This is a genomic window from Campylobacter felis (assembly GCF_030250085.1).
In the GTDB taxonomy this organism is placed as follows: domain Bacteria; phylum Campylobacterota; class Campylobacteria; order Campylobacterales; family Campylobacteraceae; genus Campylobacter_D; species Campylobacter_D upsaliensis.
In genome coordinates, this window is sequence record NZ_JANURX010000003.1 from 141,811 (window position 1) to 158,318 (window position 16,508).

Here is a 16,508-nt window from a genome sequence, read left to right on the forward strand (position 1 = left end):
TCTACATCATCAATGGAGTGCTTTTGTGGGTTGATAAGCTCATCTTTTATCACATCATCTCTGTGGATTTTTATCGCATAGGCTTTCTTGGGGGAATCTTCTGTGCTTACTTCTCTATAATTTTGACTTTTATAGCAAGTGGTGATAAGAGCCTTTAAGTCAAGCCATTTGAAATTTTTGAAAAAGTATTCAAAAAAGGCACTTTGTAGTGGGTCATCGCAGTTGCAATACACAATTTTGTCCTTAAAATGTGTTTTGTAGTGTTGCAGCTCGTTTTCTATATCGCTTAGTTGCGTGTAGAACTCATCTTTTTTATTTTTCTTTGCATCGTGGAGGTTTGAGTTGGCTACTTTTTGCATTGTTACTCCTTTAAAAATTACTTTTCCCCATAAATTTTAGCGATAAAACTAAGCTCTATGCCGCTTTTTTTTGCTTTTAAGTTTAAGGGATAGTCTATTTTGATGAGATTATCATAATTTTGCAAAGCGTCAATAAAATCATATAAATTTTTAGGAGAAGCTAAATCGGCTTGAACTAAAAGCGTGTGTTTTAGGTAAAGTTCGTTCGCATTTTCAAGGGTTTTTATCTTAATATTTTTAAAAAAAAGCGTTAAAAAAGTTTGAAAATTTTTCTCGTTAAAATTCGTTTGAAACTGCTCTAAGCTTTTATTATTTTCGCCTCTTAGGACGGCTATTTTGTCTTCACTTGCGTTTAATTTCGCTTTGGTGGCATTAAGAAGAGCTGTTTGAGAATTATCCTTAAGGCTAAGTTCTTTATAGCTTTTTAAAGTCGGCAAAAGTAAAAATAAAATCAAAGCCGTGCAAACGCTGATAAAACTTAAAGTTAATATAAGAATTTTGACTATATTTATCTCTTCAAAACTTTTATCTTTCATAACTCATTCCTAAAATTTTACTAATGCTTACAAAACGATACCAGCCATTACCCAACTTATAATAACTTGTATTTGTCTCGTCAAATATACTTTTTAAAGGGGTTTCCAAAAGCAAGGCAAACATTTCTTTCGTAGGACTTACTCCCGTGAGCTTAAGCATAGTGGCACTTTGCTCGACACTATCAAAGCTTATGCTACCCGTTTTTAAAGTCATATCAAAAAGATTTTTAAGGCTATCTTTGGTGTTTTGATTTTTATCCTTAAATTCTGCAGCGATTTGACTTTGTTTTAACAAGACAAGATAAAGCTCCTCATTTTTTTTGATTTGCTGCGTGGTTAAAATCACCTCTTCTTTTTTATTATCAATCGCATTATGCGTAAAAATGATACGAAATTCATAAATCACAAAAACAAAAAAGATAAAAACAAAAGCAAAGCCAAAAAGCACTATCCAAATTCTATCCAAAAGGCTAAATAAAGGTCTTTTTTGTGGTTTTGTAAAACTATAAGTCATATTTTAGCTCCTTTTGCATCACTTCTTGCATTAGCTCATGGGTATCAATGAGCTTAATTTGAGGCTTTAAAAAGATTTCACTTTCCACAAATTCTAAGGTGCTTTGTAGTAACATCTCATCACTAAAAATAACAAGCTCATCGATAAAATCTCCCCCATAATGCGAATCGCGATAAAAGCTTTCTATGCTTGAGATGATAAAGCGACAAATTTCCATATCTGCACCAAATTTTCCCAAATCATCCATCTCTACATCTTCTTGCGGCTTTTCTACGATACTCTCACCATCATTTTGCTCTTGGTCTAAAGCGTCTATTTTATCTCCTAACATTTCGTTAAAATTATCCAAAGTGATTTCGCCTTCTTTTTTTTCTTCGCCCTCTTCTAAAGGCGTAGTTTCCGCACTCAAACCATCATCGCCTGAAATTTCACCATCATCAAAACCATCAAATTGAAAACTTAAAGTCTTTTCAAAAAGCTTGTAAGAGCCTATAAGAATTTCGCCATTTTTATAGACCATTAGAGCTAAACTTTGAGAATTTTTAAAGACATAAAGCCTTGTTTTATCATCTTGTTTTTCCTTTTGTATGCAAAAATGAAGCAAGGCAAAAGGTGAAAATAGAAAATCAAGCCCCCCACAATCCTCACACAACTCGCTAAAATACTCTATATGCTCAGTCGCCGTGTAAAGCAAAACATTCGCCAAAGGCAGGGTTTTAATGCTCATCTTGCCTATACCAAATTCATCATAATTTTGCTCCCCACTTGGTAAAATTCCTTGCTCCTCGCTATCTAAAAATAAGGCTATATAATAGGGGAAAAATTTTTTATCATAATTTTTGATAAAGGTAATGAGTTGTTCGCTTTTGTCAAAGGTTTTTTCTAATTTTTTAATGAGCTTTTTATTACGATAAGTGCAAATTTTAAGCGTATTTTTTTTATCTTCTAAAATCGCACTTATAAAAATTTGCGGCAAGATTTTTTTAAAAAATGGCGTCATATCTTCTCCTTAAAACTATCGCGTTGGCAAATTTTTTCAAATTCTTTTTTAATCAAAACTTTAGCCTCATCTTTCTCCAAATTAGAAACATCAAAAGGCTCACTTAAGCTATAAACAACCCTACTAAAAGGCTTAGGTAAAAGCATTTTATCCCAGCTTTTAAATTCCCAAAAGCGACTCGCTTCGTAGTTTAAAATTCTTATCTTAACATTTTTTTTCTGCGCGATTAAAATCGCTCCATCTGAAATGCTATGTCTTGGACCTCTTGGACCATCAGGCGTTATAACTATATCGTCTTTTTGCTCCAATACTTTAAAAGCCGAGCGAAGAGCAGTGCTAGCACCCCTAAAAGTGCTACCTCTTATCACATTTAAGCCATAAAGATGAATAAGTCTGGCGATTAATTCCCCATCATTATGATGAGAAATCATCACAAAAGCTCTTTTGCCTTTTTTTCTAAAACGCCTAAAAGCAAATGGCATCAAAGCAAGGCGTCCGTGCCAAAAAAGGATAACGCAAGGCTCATCATCGACCTCCTTGCCATGATAACGCTTAAAGCAACTTAAAAAAATGAGCCATTGCAAAAAAAAGACAAGTCTTATAAAAAGCGTTTTTTTAAACAATTTCCCCATAAAGCACCATGCGTTTTGCGTTTGTGATTTTCACTTGTTTCATTGTGCCTAGCATTTCTTCGCTGCCCTCGATTTGAACTAAAAAATTATTATCCGTGCGACCTGCTACGGCATTATTTGCCCTTAGCTCTTCAAAAAGCACTTCAAAAGTTTGATTTTCCTGCTTTTTTGTGATTTCATCTAAAATTTCTGCGTGGCGATTTTGTAAAAAACTTAGTCTTTTTGAGGCAATATCTTCTGGAATTTGATTAGGCATTGTAGCAGCTTTAGTTAGGGGGCGTTTGGAGTATTTAAAAGAAAAAATTTGCTCAAAACGCACCTTTTCCAAAACATCTAAAGTGTCCTCAAAGTCCTTTTCGCTCTCTCCCGGAAATGCTACGATAATATCTGTTGAAATGCTGACATCTTTGCAAAGCTCTCTAAGCTTTAAAGCCCTATCTAAATACCACTCTTTACTATAACCTCTTTTCATCGCTTTTAAAATTTCACTTGAGCCACTTTGCAAAGGCATATGCATAGCTTTGCAAATTTTTTCATTTTGACTAAAAGTTTGTAAAAATTTATCGTCCATATGTAAAGGATGTGGGCTTGTAAAACGAATGCGTCTTAAATTTTCAATCTCACTTAAGGCATTTAGCAAATCGGAAAAATCCATTTTTTTATGAGCGTTTCTAAATCTTTTGCCATAATTATTGACATTTTGCCCAAGTAAAAATATCTCTTTCGCACCCTTTTCTACCGCCTTTTTAGCTTCATTATAAATCAATTCAAAAGGGATAGAAATTTCATCTCCTCTAGTATGTGGGACTATGCAATAAGTGCAATGTTTATCGCAACCTATGGAAATGTTAATGTAGGATTTGTAAGGACTATTTCTAAAATCGCTAAAAGCAAACTCACTTTCATCATAATCTAAATCAACCCCAACAAATTTTGGAGTTTTGACCGCTTGAGTGATTTTAGAAATATTTCTAGCTCCCAAAACAAAATCCACATAAGGCGCACGGCGGAAAATTTCCTCTCCTAAATGCGAAGCCGTGCAACCGCAAACGCCTATTTTAGCACCCTTCTTTTTCACTTTTTCAAAGCCACCGACTTCTGAGAAAAGCTTATGCACGGGTTTTTCACGCACGGAACAAGTGTTAATGAGAATTAAATCCGCCTCTTTTATGTCCTCTGTGAGGCTATAATTCTCCTTTTGCGTTAATTCAGCGATGATATGCTCACTATCTCTTACATTCATCGCACAACCCAAAGTTTGGATAAATAATTTCTTAGCACTCAAAGAATATGCACCTCATACATATAATCTTGCTCGTCAAGTCCATAGCGAATAATTCTATGATAGACATTTAAACCTTTTTTTTCAAAATGTTCTACTAAAGCGATGAGTTGCTTGTGCGAATTTTCCTTATCAAAATAAAAAAATTTCTGCCCTTCCTTCTCCACCGCATCCTCAATCTTACTCAAGCTTATATTTTTAGGCTTGTCATTGATTAAATTTCTTGCTAATTTTAAGTCCATAATTTATCCTTAGCTTATTTTAAATCGCCAATTCTAGCAAATTTTACTTTTAATTAAACTTATTAAATTATAATTTTACTCTACTTTTTAAAAAATTCCCAAAAAAGGTATTAAATGGAAAAAATAGCAGACATCATAGAGTCCATAGCTAATGAAAAAAATTTAGAACTTGAAAGCGTGAAAGATAAGGTCATTACGGCACTTATAAACACGGCAAAAAAAATTTATGGCGAAGAATATGAATTTTTTGTCGATAAAAAAACGCTTAGCTTGTATCAAAAAATACTAATCGTAGCAGATGATGATGAAAGGCTTGATGAAAATAAAGAAAGTTTTATAGCCATTTCTAAAGCCAAAAAAGAGGCAAAAGATGTAGAAATAGGCGATGAATTAACTTATGAATGTTCCTTAGAAAATTTAGGTCGCACAGCTGTTAATACCCTACATAAAGAATTAGAATATCATATCCAAAAGCTTTTAGAGCAAACTATTTTTGAGAAATATAAAAACAAAGTTGGTCAAATAGTCTTTGGTAGCGTTGTGCGTGTGGATAGCGAGGAAAATACCTTCATAGAAATCGATGAGTTAAGAGCTTTTTTACCGCGTAAAAATCGTATTAAAGGCGAAAAATTTAAGGTCGGCGATGTAGTTAAGGCTGTGATACGCCGTGTTTATACGGATAAGGGCATTAAAATGGAGCTTTCAAGGACTAGTCCCAAATTTTTAGAATGCTTACTTGAAGCCGAAGTGCCTGAGATTAAAGACGGACTTGTAAGCGTAGTAAAATGCGCTAGAATTCCGGGCGAAAGAGCGAAAATCATACTGCAAGCAAATAGCTCAAATATCGACCCAGTTGGTGCTACTGTGGGCGTTAAGGGCGTGAGAATTAATGCTGTGAGTAAAGAAATTCATAACGAAAACATAGACTGCATAGAATACTCAAGCGAAAATGAAATCTTAATTGCTCGTGCCTTAGCTCCAGCCATTATTAATTCCGTTAAAATTGAAGATAAAACAGCCGTAGTCAGTCTTAATAGCGAACAAAAAAGCAAAGCCATAGGAAAAAATGGCATTAATATACGCCTTACTTCTATGCTAAGTGGTTTTGAGATTGAGCTTAAAGAACTTGGGGCTAAAACAATAAGCAATGAAGAAGCGATGAAGAATTTACAAGATCTCTTTAAAATCTAAACCCGCAAATAAAGCGGAATTAGCGATTAGCCGTGTTGGCGTCTATCATACTAAAAAGATTGTTTAGCATAGTTTCTTCATTTTTCTTATGCTGACTTTCTCTTAATTTCTGCCAAGCATAAAGGCTAAAGTCATTTTGCAAAGCACTAAGGTCTAAGTCCTCATTAACAAGGCTTTTATCCTTTTTTGAAGTAGCTTTTTGCTCTTGCTTTTGCTCCTCTTTAATCTCATTTAAAGTCGCTTGAAATTCTTCAGCAGACCTTTCCTTTTCTTTAATCTTTGCATTAAAAAAAGAGCCATTATTTTGCACTTTATCGACTAACATTTTTCCTCCTTGTATTTTACAAAAATACAAGCAAAAATTGTTCCAAATTTATATCTTCTTTCTTTTCTTTGCCAAATTGAGAGCTATTTTAACGGCTTCTTTATAGCTTTTCGTGCTAATTTTTGCATTTTGATACGCTTTATCAAAAGCTGTTCCATGATCAACACTAGTGCGGATAATAGGCAAATTTAAACTCACATTAACACTTTTTTCAAAATATAAAGCCTTAAGCGGAGCAAGAGCTAAGTCGTGATACATCGCCACCAAACGCGAACATTTTTTAAGAGAATTTGGCGTAAAAGCACTATCTGCGACTAGAATTTGAGGCAAATAAATTTCTTTTTGAAGATGCAAATTTGCACATCTAATCGCCTCTTCTATAATGCTCTCCTCCTCACCCCCTATCGTGCCAAAGTCTCCAGCGTGAGGGTTAAAACCCAAAACACCAATTTTTTTAAATCCACTTTCTTGATAAAAATCGATTAAAAATTGCGTTAAAGGCTCAAGTTTAATTTGACTTGAAACATCTCTTAAGGCGATATGTTCACTAAAAAGCCCTACAAAAAGCTTTTTGCAACCTAACATCATTATGGCATTTTTCCCATAAAAACTTCTTAATGCGTCCGTGTGTCCCCTAAACGAAATTCCAGCCAAATTCCAAGCTTTTTTATGGATAGGTAAGGTAATGAGAGCGGCGGCGTGTTTTTGATGAGTAAAGGCACAAGCTGCCTCAAAACTCAAAAAACTATATGTTCCACTTTGCGCATCAATCTCACCAGCTTTAATAGTAAAATTTGCATTAAGCTCTAAAGAAAGCGGAGTTTGAAAGGAAAAAATTTTTACATTTTTATCCTCTTTTATTTTTTCAAATTTGCTTATTTTCGCGTGGCTAAATTCGACTAAATTTAGGGCAATTTCTTTCTTTTTTAAAAGATTTAAGCCCTGCTTTAAAAGACTTTCGTGTAAAAAATAATAAGGCGTACAAATTTGACTAAGCTTTTTATGGCTCTTAAGCACAAGCTCCAAGCTTATGCCATTTAAATCGCCTATGCTAATAGCCACTTTCATTTAATAAAGTCCTCATCTCAATTAAAGCCCTTTCAAGCCCGATAAAAACAGCTTTTGCAACTATGCTTTGACCGATATTAAGCTCACAAATTTCTTTTATGAAAAGAAGCTCTTTTGTATTTTTATAATTAAGTCCGTGTCCAGCGGCGATTTTAAGTCCCAAATTTGCTCCCTTCTTAGCACAAAGCTCAAGTCTTGCCAACTCCTCTTTAAGACCTAATTCTAACGCTTTTTTATCCATATCTAGCACCTTATAAGGCGTTTTTGTAATATTGCTAAAAAGGGCATTATATAAATTTGCAAAATGTCCCGTATGAAGCTCGATAAAATCAGCCTCAAGCTCTTTTGACTTCTCTATATCTTTTAAATTTGGATTAATAAAAAGCGAAACTTCTATATTTGCCTTATGTAAAAGCTCTATATTTGTTTTTAGCTTGTCATTTGCTAAATTTAAACCGCCCTCAGTCGTTAGTTCTTCTCTTTTTTCCGGCACTATGGTAACGCGATTTGGCTTGTATTTTAGGGCAATTTTTATCATTTCTTCATCATTTGAGCATTCTAAATTGATAGGAATTTTACAAAATCGAGTCAAATTTTCAAGGTCAAATTCTTGCGTATGACGGCGATCTTCTCTTATATGAAGAGTGATTTGATCGCAAAAATTAGCACTTAAGAAAACCGCTTCTAAAACATCAGGGTCATTAACCCTTCTAGCCTCTCTTAAAACAGCAATGTGGTCAATATTAAAACCTAATAACATCATCAAATCCTTTTATAAATTTTGTAAAAAAGCGTAAAATTCTTTTTTTCGCAAACGCTAAAAATTGTATGTTAAAACAGCTCTTTTGTCAAGCCAAATTAAACTTCTTTAAAATAGATCATTGCCAAAGAGACCTTTTTCCGCTATAATTGAGGGTTAATTTCAAAAAGTAGCTAATGAAAAAGCAACTTAATGCAGTGGCAAAGTAGCGTTTGCAAAAACAAATGATAAATTTATCCTAAGTTTAATGGCACTTTTAGAAATTCTGTCTAAGCATTTTATAAAGAAAGTGTTGCTAAATAGCGATTTGTAAAAACTATATCAAATAAGGAGAAAAAATGGATTTAAGCAAAATCAAGGTAGGAGAGATCCCAAATAAAATTAATGCCGTAATAGAAATTCCTTACGGCTCAAGCGTCAAATACGAACTTGACAAAGATAGCGGAGCGATTTTTGTAGATAGAGTAATGGCTAGTGCGATGTTTTATCCTGCAAATTACGGCTTTATCGCCAATACTTTAGCTGATGATGGTGATCCTGTGGATATTTTGGTTTTAAATGAATATCCTATTCAAGCGGGTGCTGTGATTCCTTGTCGTTTAATAGGCGTTTTGATAATGGAAGATGAAAGCGGTATGGACGAAAAGCTTTTAGCCGTGCCAGTAGATAAAATCGACGCAAGATATACAGACATAAAAAGCTACACAGATCTACCGCAAGCCACTTTAAATAAAATTAAAAATTTCTTTGAAACTTACAAAATTTTAGAGCCTAACAAATGGGTTAAAGTGCAAGATTTTAAAGATATTAATGCCGCAATAGAAATTTTAGAAAAAGCCGTTAAAAACTACAAGGCTTAATGATGATAAGAGAGATTATTAATCTCTCTTTTTGCTATTTTATATAAACTACTTCACAACTGCAAAATGGATTTAATGAAATTTTAAAATCAAACTAAATTTGAATATATGGTGCGGTTAGCGAGATTTGAACTCGCACACGCGAAGCGCACCACCCCCTCAAGATGGCGTGTCTACCAATTCCACCATAACCGCAAAACTCCCCCTTAGGAGGAGTAACCCTACTTAAGAAAAAGGGATAAAAGGATTTGCATAAAGAGCTATCAAAGCGATAACTAGAGCATAAATTACCTGAGCTTCTATCATCGCTAAGGCAATAAACATTGTCGTCATTAATTTTGGTCCAAGACCCGGATTTCTAGCTGTTCCAGCTATGGTTGCTGCTGCTGTATGTCCCATACCTATCGCTCCACCAAGTGCAGCCACACCAAGACCCAAGCCAGCCGCTAAAACAGAAAACGCTTTAATCCACACATTTATAGCTTCTTGCTCAACAGGAGCATTTGTTTGTGCAAAAGCAACCGCTGCAAAAGCAAACAATAAAAAAATAGCTTTTTTCATTGAAAAACCTTTCTATGAAATTTTCATTTGAGTTAGTTCGGCTTGCGTATCCCTACTTAAAACCCAAATTTGAGCCGATATTCTAACATTTTAACTTTAAATTTATATTATAATAATACAATTTATATTATAATAATACAAAAAGAAAGGATAAAAATGAAAAATTTTTTGACATTTTTCATTATTTTTACATTTTTTACAAATTTAAAAGCGGATATTTTGCCTAATTTTTTTAAAGATTATGAAACAAAAGGAGTTTTTGTTCTTTATGATGGCAAAAGCTTTCTTACAAACGATAAAAAAAGAGCGGAAAAACGCTTTTCTCCAGCTTCAACTTTTAAAATTTTCAACGCTCTTTTTGCGTTAAATTTGGGCATAATACAAGATGAAAAAGAGATTTTTTATTTTTATAATAATGAAAAAGTTTTTTTGCCAAGCTGGAAAAATGACGCGAATTTAAGCTCCGCTCTCAAACGCTCTCAAGTCCCAGCTTTTAAATTTCTAGCTCGAAAAATCGGCAAAGAAAATATGCAAAAAAATTTAACTTTAATCCATTATGGTAACCAAAAAATTTCTCAAATTGATAGCTTTTGGCTGGATAATTCTTTAAAAATTAATGCCAAAGAACAAGCCATTTTGCTTTATAAACTCGCCACCACTTCTTTGCCCTATTCTTTAAAAAGTCAAAAAATTCTTAAAAATTTACTCTTTTATAAAGAAATAAATGGGGTTAAAATTTATGCCAAAACAGGCTTTAATGATGAGGCACAAATCGCTAGTATTGTGGGTTTTTATGAGTTAAATCAACAAGCCTTTTCTTTTGGGCTTAATTTAGACATTAAGGATTATAAAAGCTTGGCAAAAAGAGATGAAATTTTAGAAAAATATCTAAAATTTCTTATAAAAATGGGCAGGGTTTAAAATAATCCTGCGATTTGAGCAATGATTTTATCTTCTAAAATTTCACTCGCTTCCTCAAGCTTAAGTCCAGTTTTTACAGCCTCTGCAAGGATAATTGTGCTTCTTTCTACATAATCGCTTTCATAGCTTTGTTGTGTGCTACTTGCCAAATTCGCATTAAGCTGTCCTACTTTTTCATTTCTTACATTACCGCCAAAGCTATTTAAAAAGCCACTCGCCTTTTTGTCTCTTACACTTGCTTGAGAATTGATATTTGTATTTTGATTTAAGACTTTATTTTGAATTTTTTGCTTGATATTAACATCGACTTGCATTTGATAAATCGTATCCTCACTCATCTTAGCCAAAAGCCCACCCAAAAGAGCGCCAGCCGCACCAGCTGCAATAGCCCCACCTGCCGAAGAGCTATTATAAGCACTAATGCCAGCACCCACAGCTCCACCTGCTAAAGCTCCACCTGCGGTATTATTTTCTTGCTTTTTATCACAATAAAGCACATTTGTGCTTAAAATATAGGTGCTATTTTCTAAATCATCACTAATTTGATAACCTTTAGCCTCTAAACTGCTTTTAAGTTTATGCTCTAAATGAATTTGACAAGAACTAGTATTTTTAATATTTAAAAAAACCACCCTTTTTTCCTTAGCCACAGGATCTAAAAATATGCTTTGACTCATCGTGCTATTTGTTTGCAAACTTGTTGTCAAACACCCGCTTAATAAACTCATCGCCAAAACACTAGTAAAAATCATTTTAAACCGCATCATTTACTCCCTAAATTTTAATTAAGTATAGCGTAATTTATCTAATCGCTCAACTTGCCTATGATAAGAGGATTAAAGGCTTTTATGGAAAGCATTAAGGTTTCTCCTATTTTAATTTCGCTATATTCTTTTATAAATTCTTCTTCGCTAAGGGTGATTTTAACTATATCTTGTCCTAGCAAAAGGGTTAAAACGACTAAAATATCGCTTTGATTAATTTCAAGCAAAATGGCATTTAAACGCAATTTAGCACTTAAATTATGATGGGTAAAAAATTGCTTAGTTGGTAAATCTTTGATGATTTTACCGCCACTTAGCTGCAAAACTCTAGCACTTAGCCTATAAATTTCAGCCAAATCGTGGCTTACAAGCAAGGCTGTCGTTTTAAAATGTTTTAAAATTTTAAGTAATTCTTCTTGCAAGTGTGAACGCATTTTAAAATCCAAAGCACTTAAAGGCTCATCTAAAAGCAAAATTTTAGGCTCTTTAGCCAAGGCTCTAGCAAGGGCGACTCTTTGCGCTTGTCCGCCACTTAATTCTTTAGGGCGTGAGTTGGCTAGCTCCTTGAGACCTATAAGTTCTAAAAGTTCGTCAATTTTTCTTTGGTTTTGAGTAGCGTAGGCTAAATTTTCTCTCACGCTCATATTAGGAAAAAGGGCATAGTCTTGAAATACAAAGCCTAAGGAGCGTTTTTGTGGGCTGAGATTAATCCCCTTTTTAAGATCAAGCCAAATTTCATCTCCTACTCTTATAAAGCCTTTTTGTGGAGTGATTAAACCTGCAAGTATCCTTAAAAGCGTTGTTTTACCTGCTCCACTTTCTCCAAAAATGGCACTAATTTCGCCTTGATTTAGCATAATGTCAAGATCAAGTTTAATAGGTCCCTCAATACCTTTTATCGTGTGTTTTAGACAAAATTCTAGCATATTTAGCCTTGATAGGTGAATTTTTTATTAACCATATAAAGGGCAAAAAGTAGGATAAAACTTACCGCAAAAAGTGCGAAAGCGTATTGATGTGCTAGAGTATAATTAAGTGCTTCAAGCTCATCATAAATAGCTATACTAGCGACTAAAGTTTCGCCTTTTTTGTGTCCTCCTATCATCATCACAACACCAAATTCACCCATAGTATGTGCAAAAGCCATAGTAAGCCCTGTAAAAATGCCAATCTTAGAATTTGGAACAATAACTTTAAAAAGAGTTATCCATCTTCCTTTTCCTAGCGTATAGGAAGCTTCAATCAAATTTTTATTTAAGGCAGCAAAAGCACTTTGTATAGGATGCACCATAAAAGGTAGAGAAAAAATCATCGAAGCAAAAACAAGCCCCTCAAAAGTAAAAACTAAAGAAAGATTAAATTGCTCCTTTAAAAAGTATCCAAGTGTGCTATTTGGCGAAAAGCTCATAAGCAAATAAAAGCCCAAAACGCTAGGCGGTAAAACTAAGGGCATAGAGACTATGATTTGCAAAAAGCTTTTAAAAGCAAAATTTGTAAAAACAAAACAATAAGCCAAAAACACACCGACAAAAAAGAGTAAAAAAGTCGTGATGAAAGAAAGCTTAAAACTAAGCCATAAGGTTTGTAAAAATTCCACCTCAAACACTTGCTTTCCTTAGGGTGATGTCATTTGCCTTAATAAAACAAAGCCTTTTTTCTCCTAGCTTTAGATCAAGCTTTTCGCCCTTTTTAGCATCGATAAGAGAGCCTAATTCAAAATGCTTAAATTTGAAAAAAATATGCCATAAAATACGCCCCTTTTTAATCCTACAAATTCGAGCCTCAAAGCAGTTTTCCACACTCAAATTTGCCCCTAAATTTGCAAAGCAAAGTTCGTGTTCTTTAAAGATTAGCTCAAGTTCGCCATTAAAATCAAAAGAAGAAAAATCCAGCATCAAAACGCTAAATTCCACTCCCAAAACATCGACCTTTACGCTTAAAACATCACCCTCATTTTGCAAGGAGCTAAAATAACCTTTTAAAATATTCAAGGTGTGTCAAATCCATATTTTTTAAAAATAGCTTTTGCCTCATTACTTATGATAAAGTCCGCAAATTCCAAGGCTAACTTCTTATCTTTAGAGTATTTTGTAAGGACAAAAGACTGCTCTAACGGCGTGTAGAATTTAGGATCGATTAAAACCGCTTTTCCTTTAGGTAAATTCACACTAGAAACGAGAGAATAAGCCACTATCCCAAGCTCCGCCGCACCACTATCTATGTGAAGCACAGGTTGAGAGATATTATCACCTAGCACGATTTTATTTTTAAATTGTTTTTCTAATTGAAGATTTTTTAAAATTTCACTAGCTGCCACTCCGTAAGGTGCAACCTTTGGATTTGCTATGCTTAAATGCTTGATTTTATCCGCTTTTTCGCCTAGTTTTTCCACCCCGCCCTTAAGCAAAGCTTCATCTAAACTATAAAGTACTACAACGCCCAAAGCATAGATTTTAGGCTCACTGAGGGCATTACCATCCTTTGCGATTTGTGCGGCATATTTTGCATCGGCTGAGAAAAATAAATCAAACTCCCTACCCTCTTTTAAAAGCTGATAATGCTTCCCGGAAGCTCCGAAAATAAGCTCTATCTCATCATTTGGGTGATTTTGCATAAAAATTTCTCTAAGCTCACTCATCGCCTTTGAAGCTGAAGAGGCAACAAAAATGCTAATTTTCTCCGCTTGTAAATGAAGCGTAAAAACGCTAAAAATCAAAAAAACAACAATGCGTTTCATAATCTTTCCTTAACTATTAAAATTTCGCACATTATAACAAATTTTTTTTCTATTTTATTCTTTTTTGACATAAGATATAAATACTATGATAAGTTAAGCTATTGTTAAAATTTTCTTGCATTTTTAAAAGCGTTTCTTTCCCCAAATAAAAACGCCCCAAAGAATTAACTCCGCTAAGTTTTAAGTGTCTAAAAGCCTCTAAAGCACTTTCAAATTTCAGCTGGTTTAATTCTTCTTTTAGCTCTAAAATTTCAAAATTCTTAAGCAAAGTTCTATGCTCTTTAAGACTTTTATAAGGTAATGAAAGTCCCGTTAAACTCTTAATTTCCTTTAAATTTTCTTCTCCAAAACTTGAAAGCAAAAGAAAGCCGTCTTTTTTAAGCAAGGTGTGTAAATTTGTAAAAATATCATTTTTAAGCCATTGCAAAGTGGCATTTGAGGCGATAAGATCAAATTTTTGACCTTCAAAAAAAGCTTTTGGGATACAATTCATATCAAAAATTTCAACCTCAAATTCGCTTTTATAATCTAAAATATCATTTCTCACATAGTCTTTAAAAATAATATTTTTCTGCAATTTCTGACTAAATTCACCCGTCCCACAACCAAACTCAAACACCCTATCAAATTCTTTCAAACGATGAATTTTTAATAGCTCACATAAGCTTTTCCCCATCATATCTTGCACCTTAGCGGCAAATTTATAACTATCTTTGGCTTTTAAAAAATTCAAATTTGCTCCCACTTATCAAAAGCAAAAAGCAAAATGCGGTTCTTTTAAGCAAATTAAATTCTCATAAGTGTTTTTTAACGCTAGGTTAGGAAAGATGAAGTCCCCCTCGCTCATATAAGCCCTATCCCAAGTAAAATTCTTGACAAAGTCCTTTTTACAAAACTCATACAAAGCTAAAAGCTCCTCCTTTAGGTCCTTTTCAGCTCTAAATTCAAATTTTGCCCTTTTGTAAAGCAAAGCTTTTTTAAAGTCCTCAAGCTTGAAATTTTGTGCTGTGCGTAAAAAAATGCTAGGGGGAATTCCTCTTATTTTATCTACGCCATAATTTGTGCCATTAAGGGCAATTTTAGCTTTAAAATGAAAATTTTTAAGCACTTTTGAAGCGACACAAACCCCCATAGAAAAGGCTATAAGCGTGATATTTTCAAAAGCATTAAGATCAAATTTGAATTCAAAATCCATATAATCATAAACCATAAGCACATTTTTTTGTGAATTTAAATGTAGAAAATGCGATGGCTGACTAGCAAAACCCGCGAAAAAAAAGTATCAGCTCTTTAGAATTCGCATTTTGATGTAAAAACTCAATCTTCATAAAAGCTCCGCTATTTTATCCAATTCGCTTTCACTCAAATTTGCATGCAAAGAAAAGCGAATTCTAGCACTATTTTTAGGAACAGTGGGCGTTTTAATCGCAGGAGCAAAAATGCCATTTTTCTCAAGCCTTAAAGCAACTTCAAGGGCTTTTTGATTCTCTTTTAAAATAAGAGAGATGATATAATAATCCCCCAAAAATTCAAGCTCCTTAGCTCTTAAAATTTTCTTAAAATGCTCACTTAAAGCTTTTAATTTTATCCTTTGCTTTTCAAAAGAAGCGATTTTTTCAAAGATAAAAAGGCTAAAGGCGACATTAATGGGTGGCAGTGCGGTAGAATAAATCAAAGCCCTAGCTTTATTGATAAAAAAATCTTTAAATTGCTTACTTATTATCATACAAGCCCCCATTAAGGCAAGGGCTTTTCCAAAAGTAAAGATTAAAAAATCAACTTCTAATTCTAATTCTTTTACAAGTCCCAAACCTCCACCAAAACACCCCACACTATGTGCCTCGTCAATGTAAAGCAAAACATTTTTATATTTTTTTTAAGTCCAACTAATTCTTGTAATTTAACCAAATCCCCATCCATACTAAAAAGTGCTTCGCTTAAAATGATGATGTTTTCATATTTTGCGTGATTTTTCTCTAGCAAGATTTGCAAATGCTCCATATCATTATGCCTAAAACGCAAAAAATTTGCCCCCTAAGCCCATCAATCATACTAGCGTGAATAAGTCTATCCGCCAAAAAAAGGGTATGAGGCACACTAGCAAGGGCTGCGATGCAAGAACTATTAAGCTGGTAGCCGCTATTAAAAAGCAAAACTTCTTTTTGAATTTTATGTTTAAGCGTATTTTCTAACCTTTCATAAATTTCGTAATTTCCACTTAAACTCCTCGAACTTGAACTTGAAAAATACAAATCCTCCTCTCGCACAACCTCCAAAAACTCCCTCTTTAAAACGGAATTTGTCGCCAAGCCCAGATAGTCATTTCCAGCCAAGTTAAGCAATTTTTTGCCCTGCTTAAAAACGAAATTTCCCTCGTGTTTAAGTGGGGTAAGCGTACGTAAATTCGCTTCATTTTCCAAAGTTTGCAAAATTTTTTCCACTTGCATTTAAAACCTTTTAAATAAGAGTTAAGGAAGATAAACTTCAAATCTCATATCTTTATAAATTTAATATCATCTTAATATGCAATTTCACTCTCATACAGCACATATTGAAATCTTTGTGCTATCATTTCAGCTCTTTGAAAAATCAGTCTTTGATGCTCTGGCTCTTTATAAACGCATTCTATACTTTCTTTAAAAAGCTTAAGCCACACAGCAAAAAGCTCTCTAGGAAAAGGTGCTAAACAATATGCGTTCGCATAGGATTTCCTTTAAAATTTCCACTTCCTAGCAATAAACCCTCCCAAAAATTTG

The 16,508-nt window shown here is 33.8% G+C and carries 20 protein-coding genes, 1 tRNA gene and 3 pseudogenes; 3 read left to right on the forward strand and 21 right to left on the reverse strand.

Annotation, left to right across the window (positions count from 1 at the left end):
- Positions 1-29 precede the first annotated feature (29 nt).
- The 7 genes and pseudogenes from NYG92_RS03005 to NYG92_RS03035 form a co-directional block, all read right to left on the reverse strand.
- A pseudogene (locus NYG92_RS03005) lies at positions 30-359 on the reverse strand (adenine-specific methyltransferase EcoRI family protein); the annotation flags it as partial.
- A gap of 17 nt (positions 360-376) precedes the next feature.
- Entirely contained in the window at positions 377-895 is a 519-nt protein-coding gene (locus NYG92_RS03010; RefSeq protein ID WP_289233493.1) for a hypothetical protein, read from the reverse strand.
- Positions 885-1,409: a hypothetical protein gene (locus NYG92_RS03015; protein WP_139018189.1), complete on the reverse strand. Its 525-nt coding sequence runs from the start codon at positions 1,407-1,409 to the stop codon at positions 885-887. Before NYG92_RS03015 ends, NYG92_RS03010 begins: the two co-directional genes overlap by 11 nt.
- A complete protein-coding gene (locus NYG92_RS03020; protein WP_270966420.1) occupies positions 1,399-2,409 on the reverse strand; it encodes a DUF8341 domain-containing protein in 1,011 nt (336 codons plus the stop codon). Before NYG92_RS03020 ends, NYG92_RS03015 begins: the two co-directional genes overlap by 11 nt.
- The gene (locus tag NYG92_RS03025; protein WP_289233494.1) at positions 2,406-3,041 is read right to left on the reverse strand and encodes a lysophospholipid acyltransferase family protein; all 636 of its coding nucleotides are present in this window, start codon (positions 3,039-3,041) and stop codon (positions 2,406-2,408) included. The genes NYG92_RS03020 and NYG92_RS03025 overlap by 4 nt, the downstream gene beginning before the upstream one ends.
- Positions 3,025-4,326: a tRNA (N6-isopentenyl adenosine(37)-C2)-methylthiotransferase MiaB gene (gene miaB, locus NYG92_RS03030; protein WP_289233495.1), complete on the reverse strand. Its 1,302-nt coding sequence runs from the start codon at positions 4,324-4,326 to the stop codon at positions 3,025-3,027. Before miaB ends, NYG92_RS03025 begins: the two co-directional genes overlap by 17 nt.
- Positions 4,323-4,565 (reverse strand): HP0268 family nuclease, encoded by a 243-nt coding sequence (locus NYG92_RS03035; RefSeq protein WP_004275100.1) that lies wholly within the window; start codon positions 4,563-4,565, stop codon positions 4,323-4,325. The genes miaB and NYG92_RS03035 overlap by 4 nt, the downstream gene beginning before the upstream one ends.
- Before the next feature lie 114 nt (positions 4,566-4,679).
- Here NYG92_RS03035 and nusA point away from each other — a divergent pair, with 114 nt between their 5' ends.
- Complete coding sequence (gene nusA / locus NYG92_RS03040; protein ID WP_270976504.1) at positions 4,680-5,756, forward strand: transcription termination factor NusA; 1,077 nt, start codon at positions 4,680-4,682, stop codon at positions 5,754-5,756.
- Positions 5,757-5,775: 19 nt separating this feature from the next.
- Here the strand turns inward: nusA and NYG92_RS03045 are convergent, their stop codons facing one another.
- Genes NYG92_RS03045 through NYG92_RS03055 form a run of 3 tightly spaced genes read right to left on the reverse strand, consistent with a single transcriptional unit; the run spans position 5,776 to position 7,909 of the window.
- Complete coding sequence (locus NYG92_RS03045) at positions 5,776-6,081, reverse strand: hypothetical protein (RefSeq protein ID WP_270972695.1); 306 nt, start codon at positions 6,079-6,081, stop codon at positions 5,776-5,778.
- A 48-nt stretch (positions 6,082-6,129) separates the two neighbouring features.
- The gene (pdxA, locus tag NYG92_RS03050) at positions 6,130-7,149 is read right to left on the reverse strand and encodes a 4-hydroxythreonine-4-phosphate dehydrogenase (RefSeq protein ID WP_270960218.1); all 1,020 of its coding nucleotides are present in this window, start codon (positions 7,147-7,149) and stop codon (positions 6,130-6,132) included.
- Positions 7,133-7,909 carry a pyridoxine 5'-phosphate synthase gene (locus NYG92_RS03055; RefSeq protein WP_289233511.1) on the reverse strand — a complete coding sequence of 259 codons (777 nt, stop codon included), beginning with the start codon at positions 7,907-7,909 and terminating at the stop codon, positions 7,133-7,135. The genes pdxA and NYG92_RS03055 overlap by 17 nt, the downstream gene beginning before the upstream one ends.
- A 338-nt stretch (positions 7,910-8,247) precedes the next feature.
- Here NYG92_RS03055 and ppa point away from each other — a divergent pair, with 338 nt between their 5' ends.
- Positions 8,248-8,769: an inorganic diphosphatase gene (ppa, locus tag NYG92_RS03060; protein WP_289233496.1), complete on the forward strand. Its 522-nt coding sequence runs from the start codon at positions 8,248-8,250 to the stop codon at positions 8,767-8,769.
- Between the two features lie 109 nt (positions 8,770-8,878).
- Here the strand turns inward: ppa and NYG92_RS03065 are convergent.
- Both NYG92_RS03065 and NYG92_RS03070 read right to left on the reverse strand, forming a co-directional pair.
- Positions 8,879-8,964, reverse strand: a tRNA-Leu gene (locus NYG92_RS03065).
- Positions 8,965-8,994: 30 nt separating this feature from the next.
- Positions 8,995-9,330 (reverse strand): F0F1 ATP synthase subunit C, encoded by a 336-nt coding sequence (locus NYG92_RS03070; protein ID WP_004277167.1) that lies wholly within the window; start codon positions 9,328-9,330, stop codon positions 8,995-8,997.
- A gap of 156 nt (positions 9,331-9,486) precedes the next feature.
- Between NYG92_RS03070 and blaOXA the strand changes: the two genes are divergently transcribed.
- On the forward strand, positions 9,487-10,251 hold the full coding sequence (blaOXA, locus tag NYG92_RS03075; protein ID WP_289233497.1) for a class D beta-lactamase: 765 nt from the start codon (positions 9,487-9,489) through the stop codon (positions 10,249-10,251).
- On the opposite strand, the gene traT is transcribed toward blaOXA, so the two are convergent.
- The 9 genes and pseudogenes from traT to NYG92_RS03120 form a co-directional block, all read right to left on the reverse strand.
- Positions 10,248-11,018 carry a complement resistance protein TraT gene (gene traT, locus NYG92_RS03080; RefSeq protein ID WP_289233498.1) on the reverse strand — a complete coding sequence of 257 codons (771 nt, stop codon included), beginning with the start codon at positions 11,016-11,018 and terminating at the stop codon, positions 10,248-10,250. The two genes, blaOXA and traT, sit on opposite strands and share 4 nt — an antisense overlap.
- Before the next feature lie 38 nt (positions 11,019-11,056).
- The gene (locus tag NYG92_RS03085) at positions 11,057-11,941 is read right to left on the reverse strand and encodes an ABC transporter ATP-binding protein (protein WP_289233499.1); all 885 of its coding nucleotides are present in this window, start codon (positions 11,939-11,941) and stop codon (positions 11,057-11,059) included.
- Positions 11,942-11,943: 2 nt separating this feature from the next.
- The gene (modB, locus tag NYG92_RS03090) at positions 11,944-12,621 is read right to left on the reverse strand and encodes a molybdate ABC transporter permease subunit (RefSeq protein ID WP_270976508.1); all 678 of its coding nucleotides are present in this window, start codon (positions 12,619-12,621) and stop codon (positions 11,944-11,946) included.
- The gene (locus tag NYG92_RS03095; protein WP_289233500.1) at positions 12,614-12,976 is read right to left on the reverse strand and encodes a molybdenum-pterin-binding protein; all 363 of its coding nucleotides are present in this window, start codon (positions 12,974-12,976) and stop codon (positions 12,614-12,616) included. The genes modB and NYG92_RS03095 overlap by 8 nt, the downstream gene beginning before the upstream one ends.
- A 26-nt stretch (positions 12,977-13,002) precedes the next feature.
- A complete protein-coding gene (modA, locus tag NYG92_RS03100) occupies positions 13,003-13,752 on the reverse strand; it encodes a molybdate ABC transporter substrate-binding protein (RefSeq protein WP_270976509.1) in 750 nt (249 codons plus the stop codon).
- Positions 13,753-13,801: 49 nt separating this feature from the next.
- Complete coding sequence (locus NYG92_RS03105; protein WP_289233501.1) at positions 13,802-14,485, reverse strand: methyltransferase domain-containing protein; 684 nt, start codon at positions 14,483-14,485, stop codon at positions 13,802-13,804.
- Positions 14,482-15,080: pseudogene (locus tag NYG92_RS03110) on the reverse strand (pimeloyl-ACP methyl esterase BioG family protein). The gene NYG92_RS03105 and the pseudogene NYG92_RS03110 overlap by 4 nt, the downstream one beginning before the upstream one ends.
- A pseudogene (locus NYG92_RS03115) lies at positions 15,077-16,199 on the reverse strand (aminotransferase class I/II-fold pyridoxal phosphate-dependent enzyme). Before NYG92_RS03115 ends, NYG92_RS03110 begins: the two co-directional pseudogenes overlap by 4 nt.
- Before the next feature lie 71 nt (positions 16,200-16,270).
- Complete coding sequence (locus tag NYG92_RS03120; RefSeq protein ID WP_289233502.1) at positions 16,271-16,408, reverse strand: globin family protein; 138 nt, start codon at positions 16,406-16,408, stop codon at positions 16,271-16,273.
- Between the last annotated feature and the right edge of the window lie 100 nt (positions 16,409-16,508).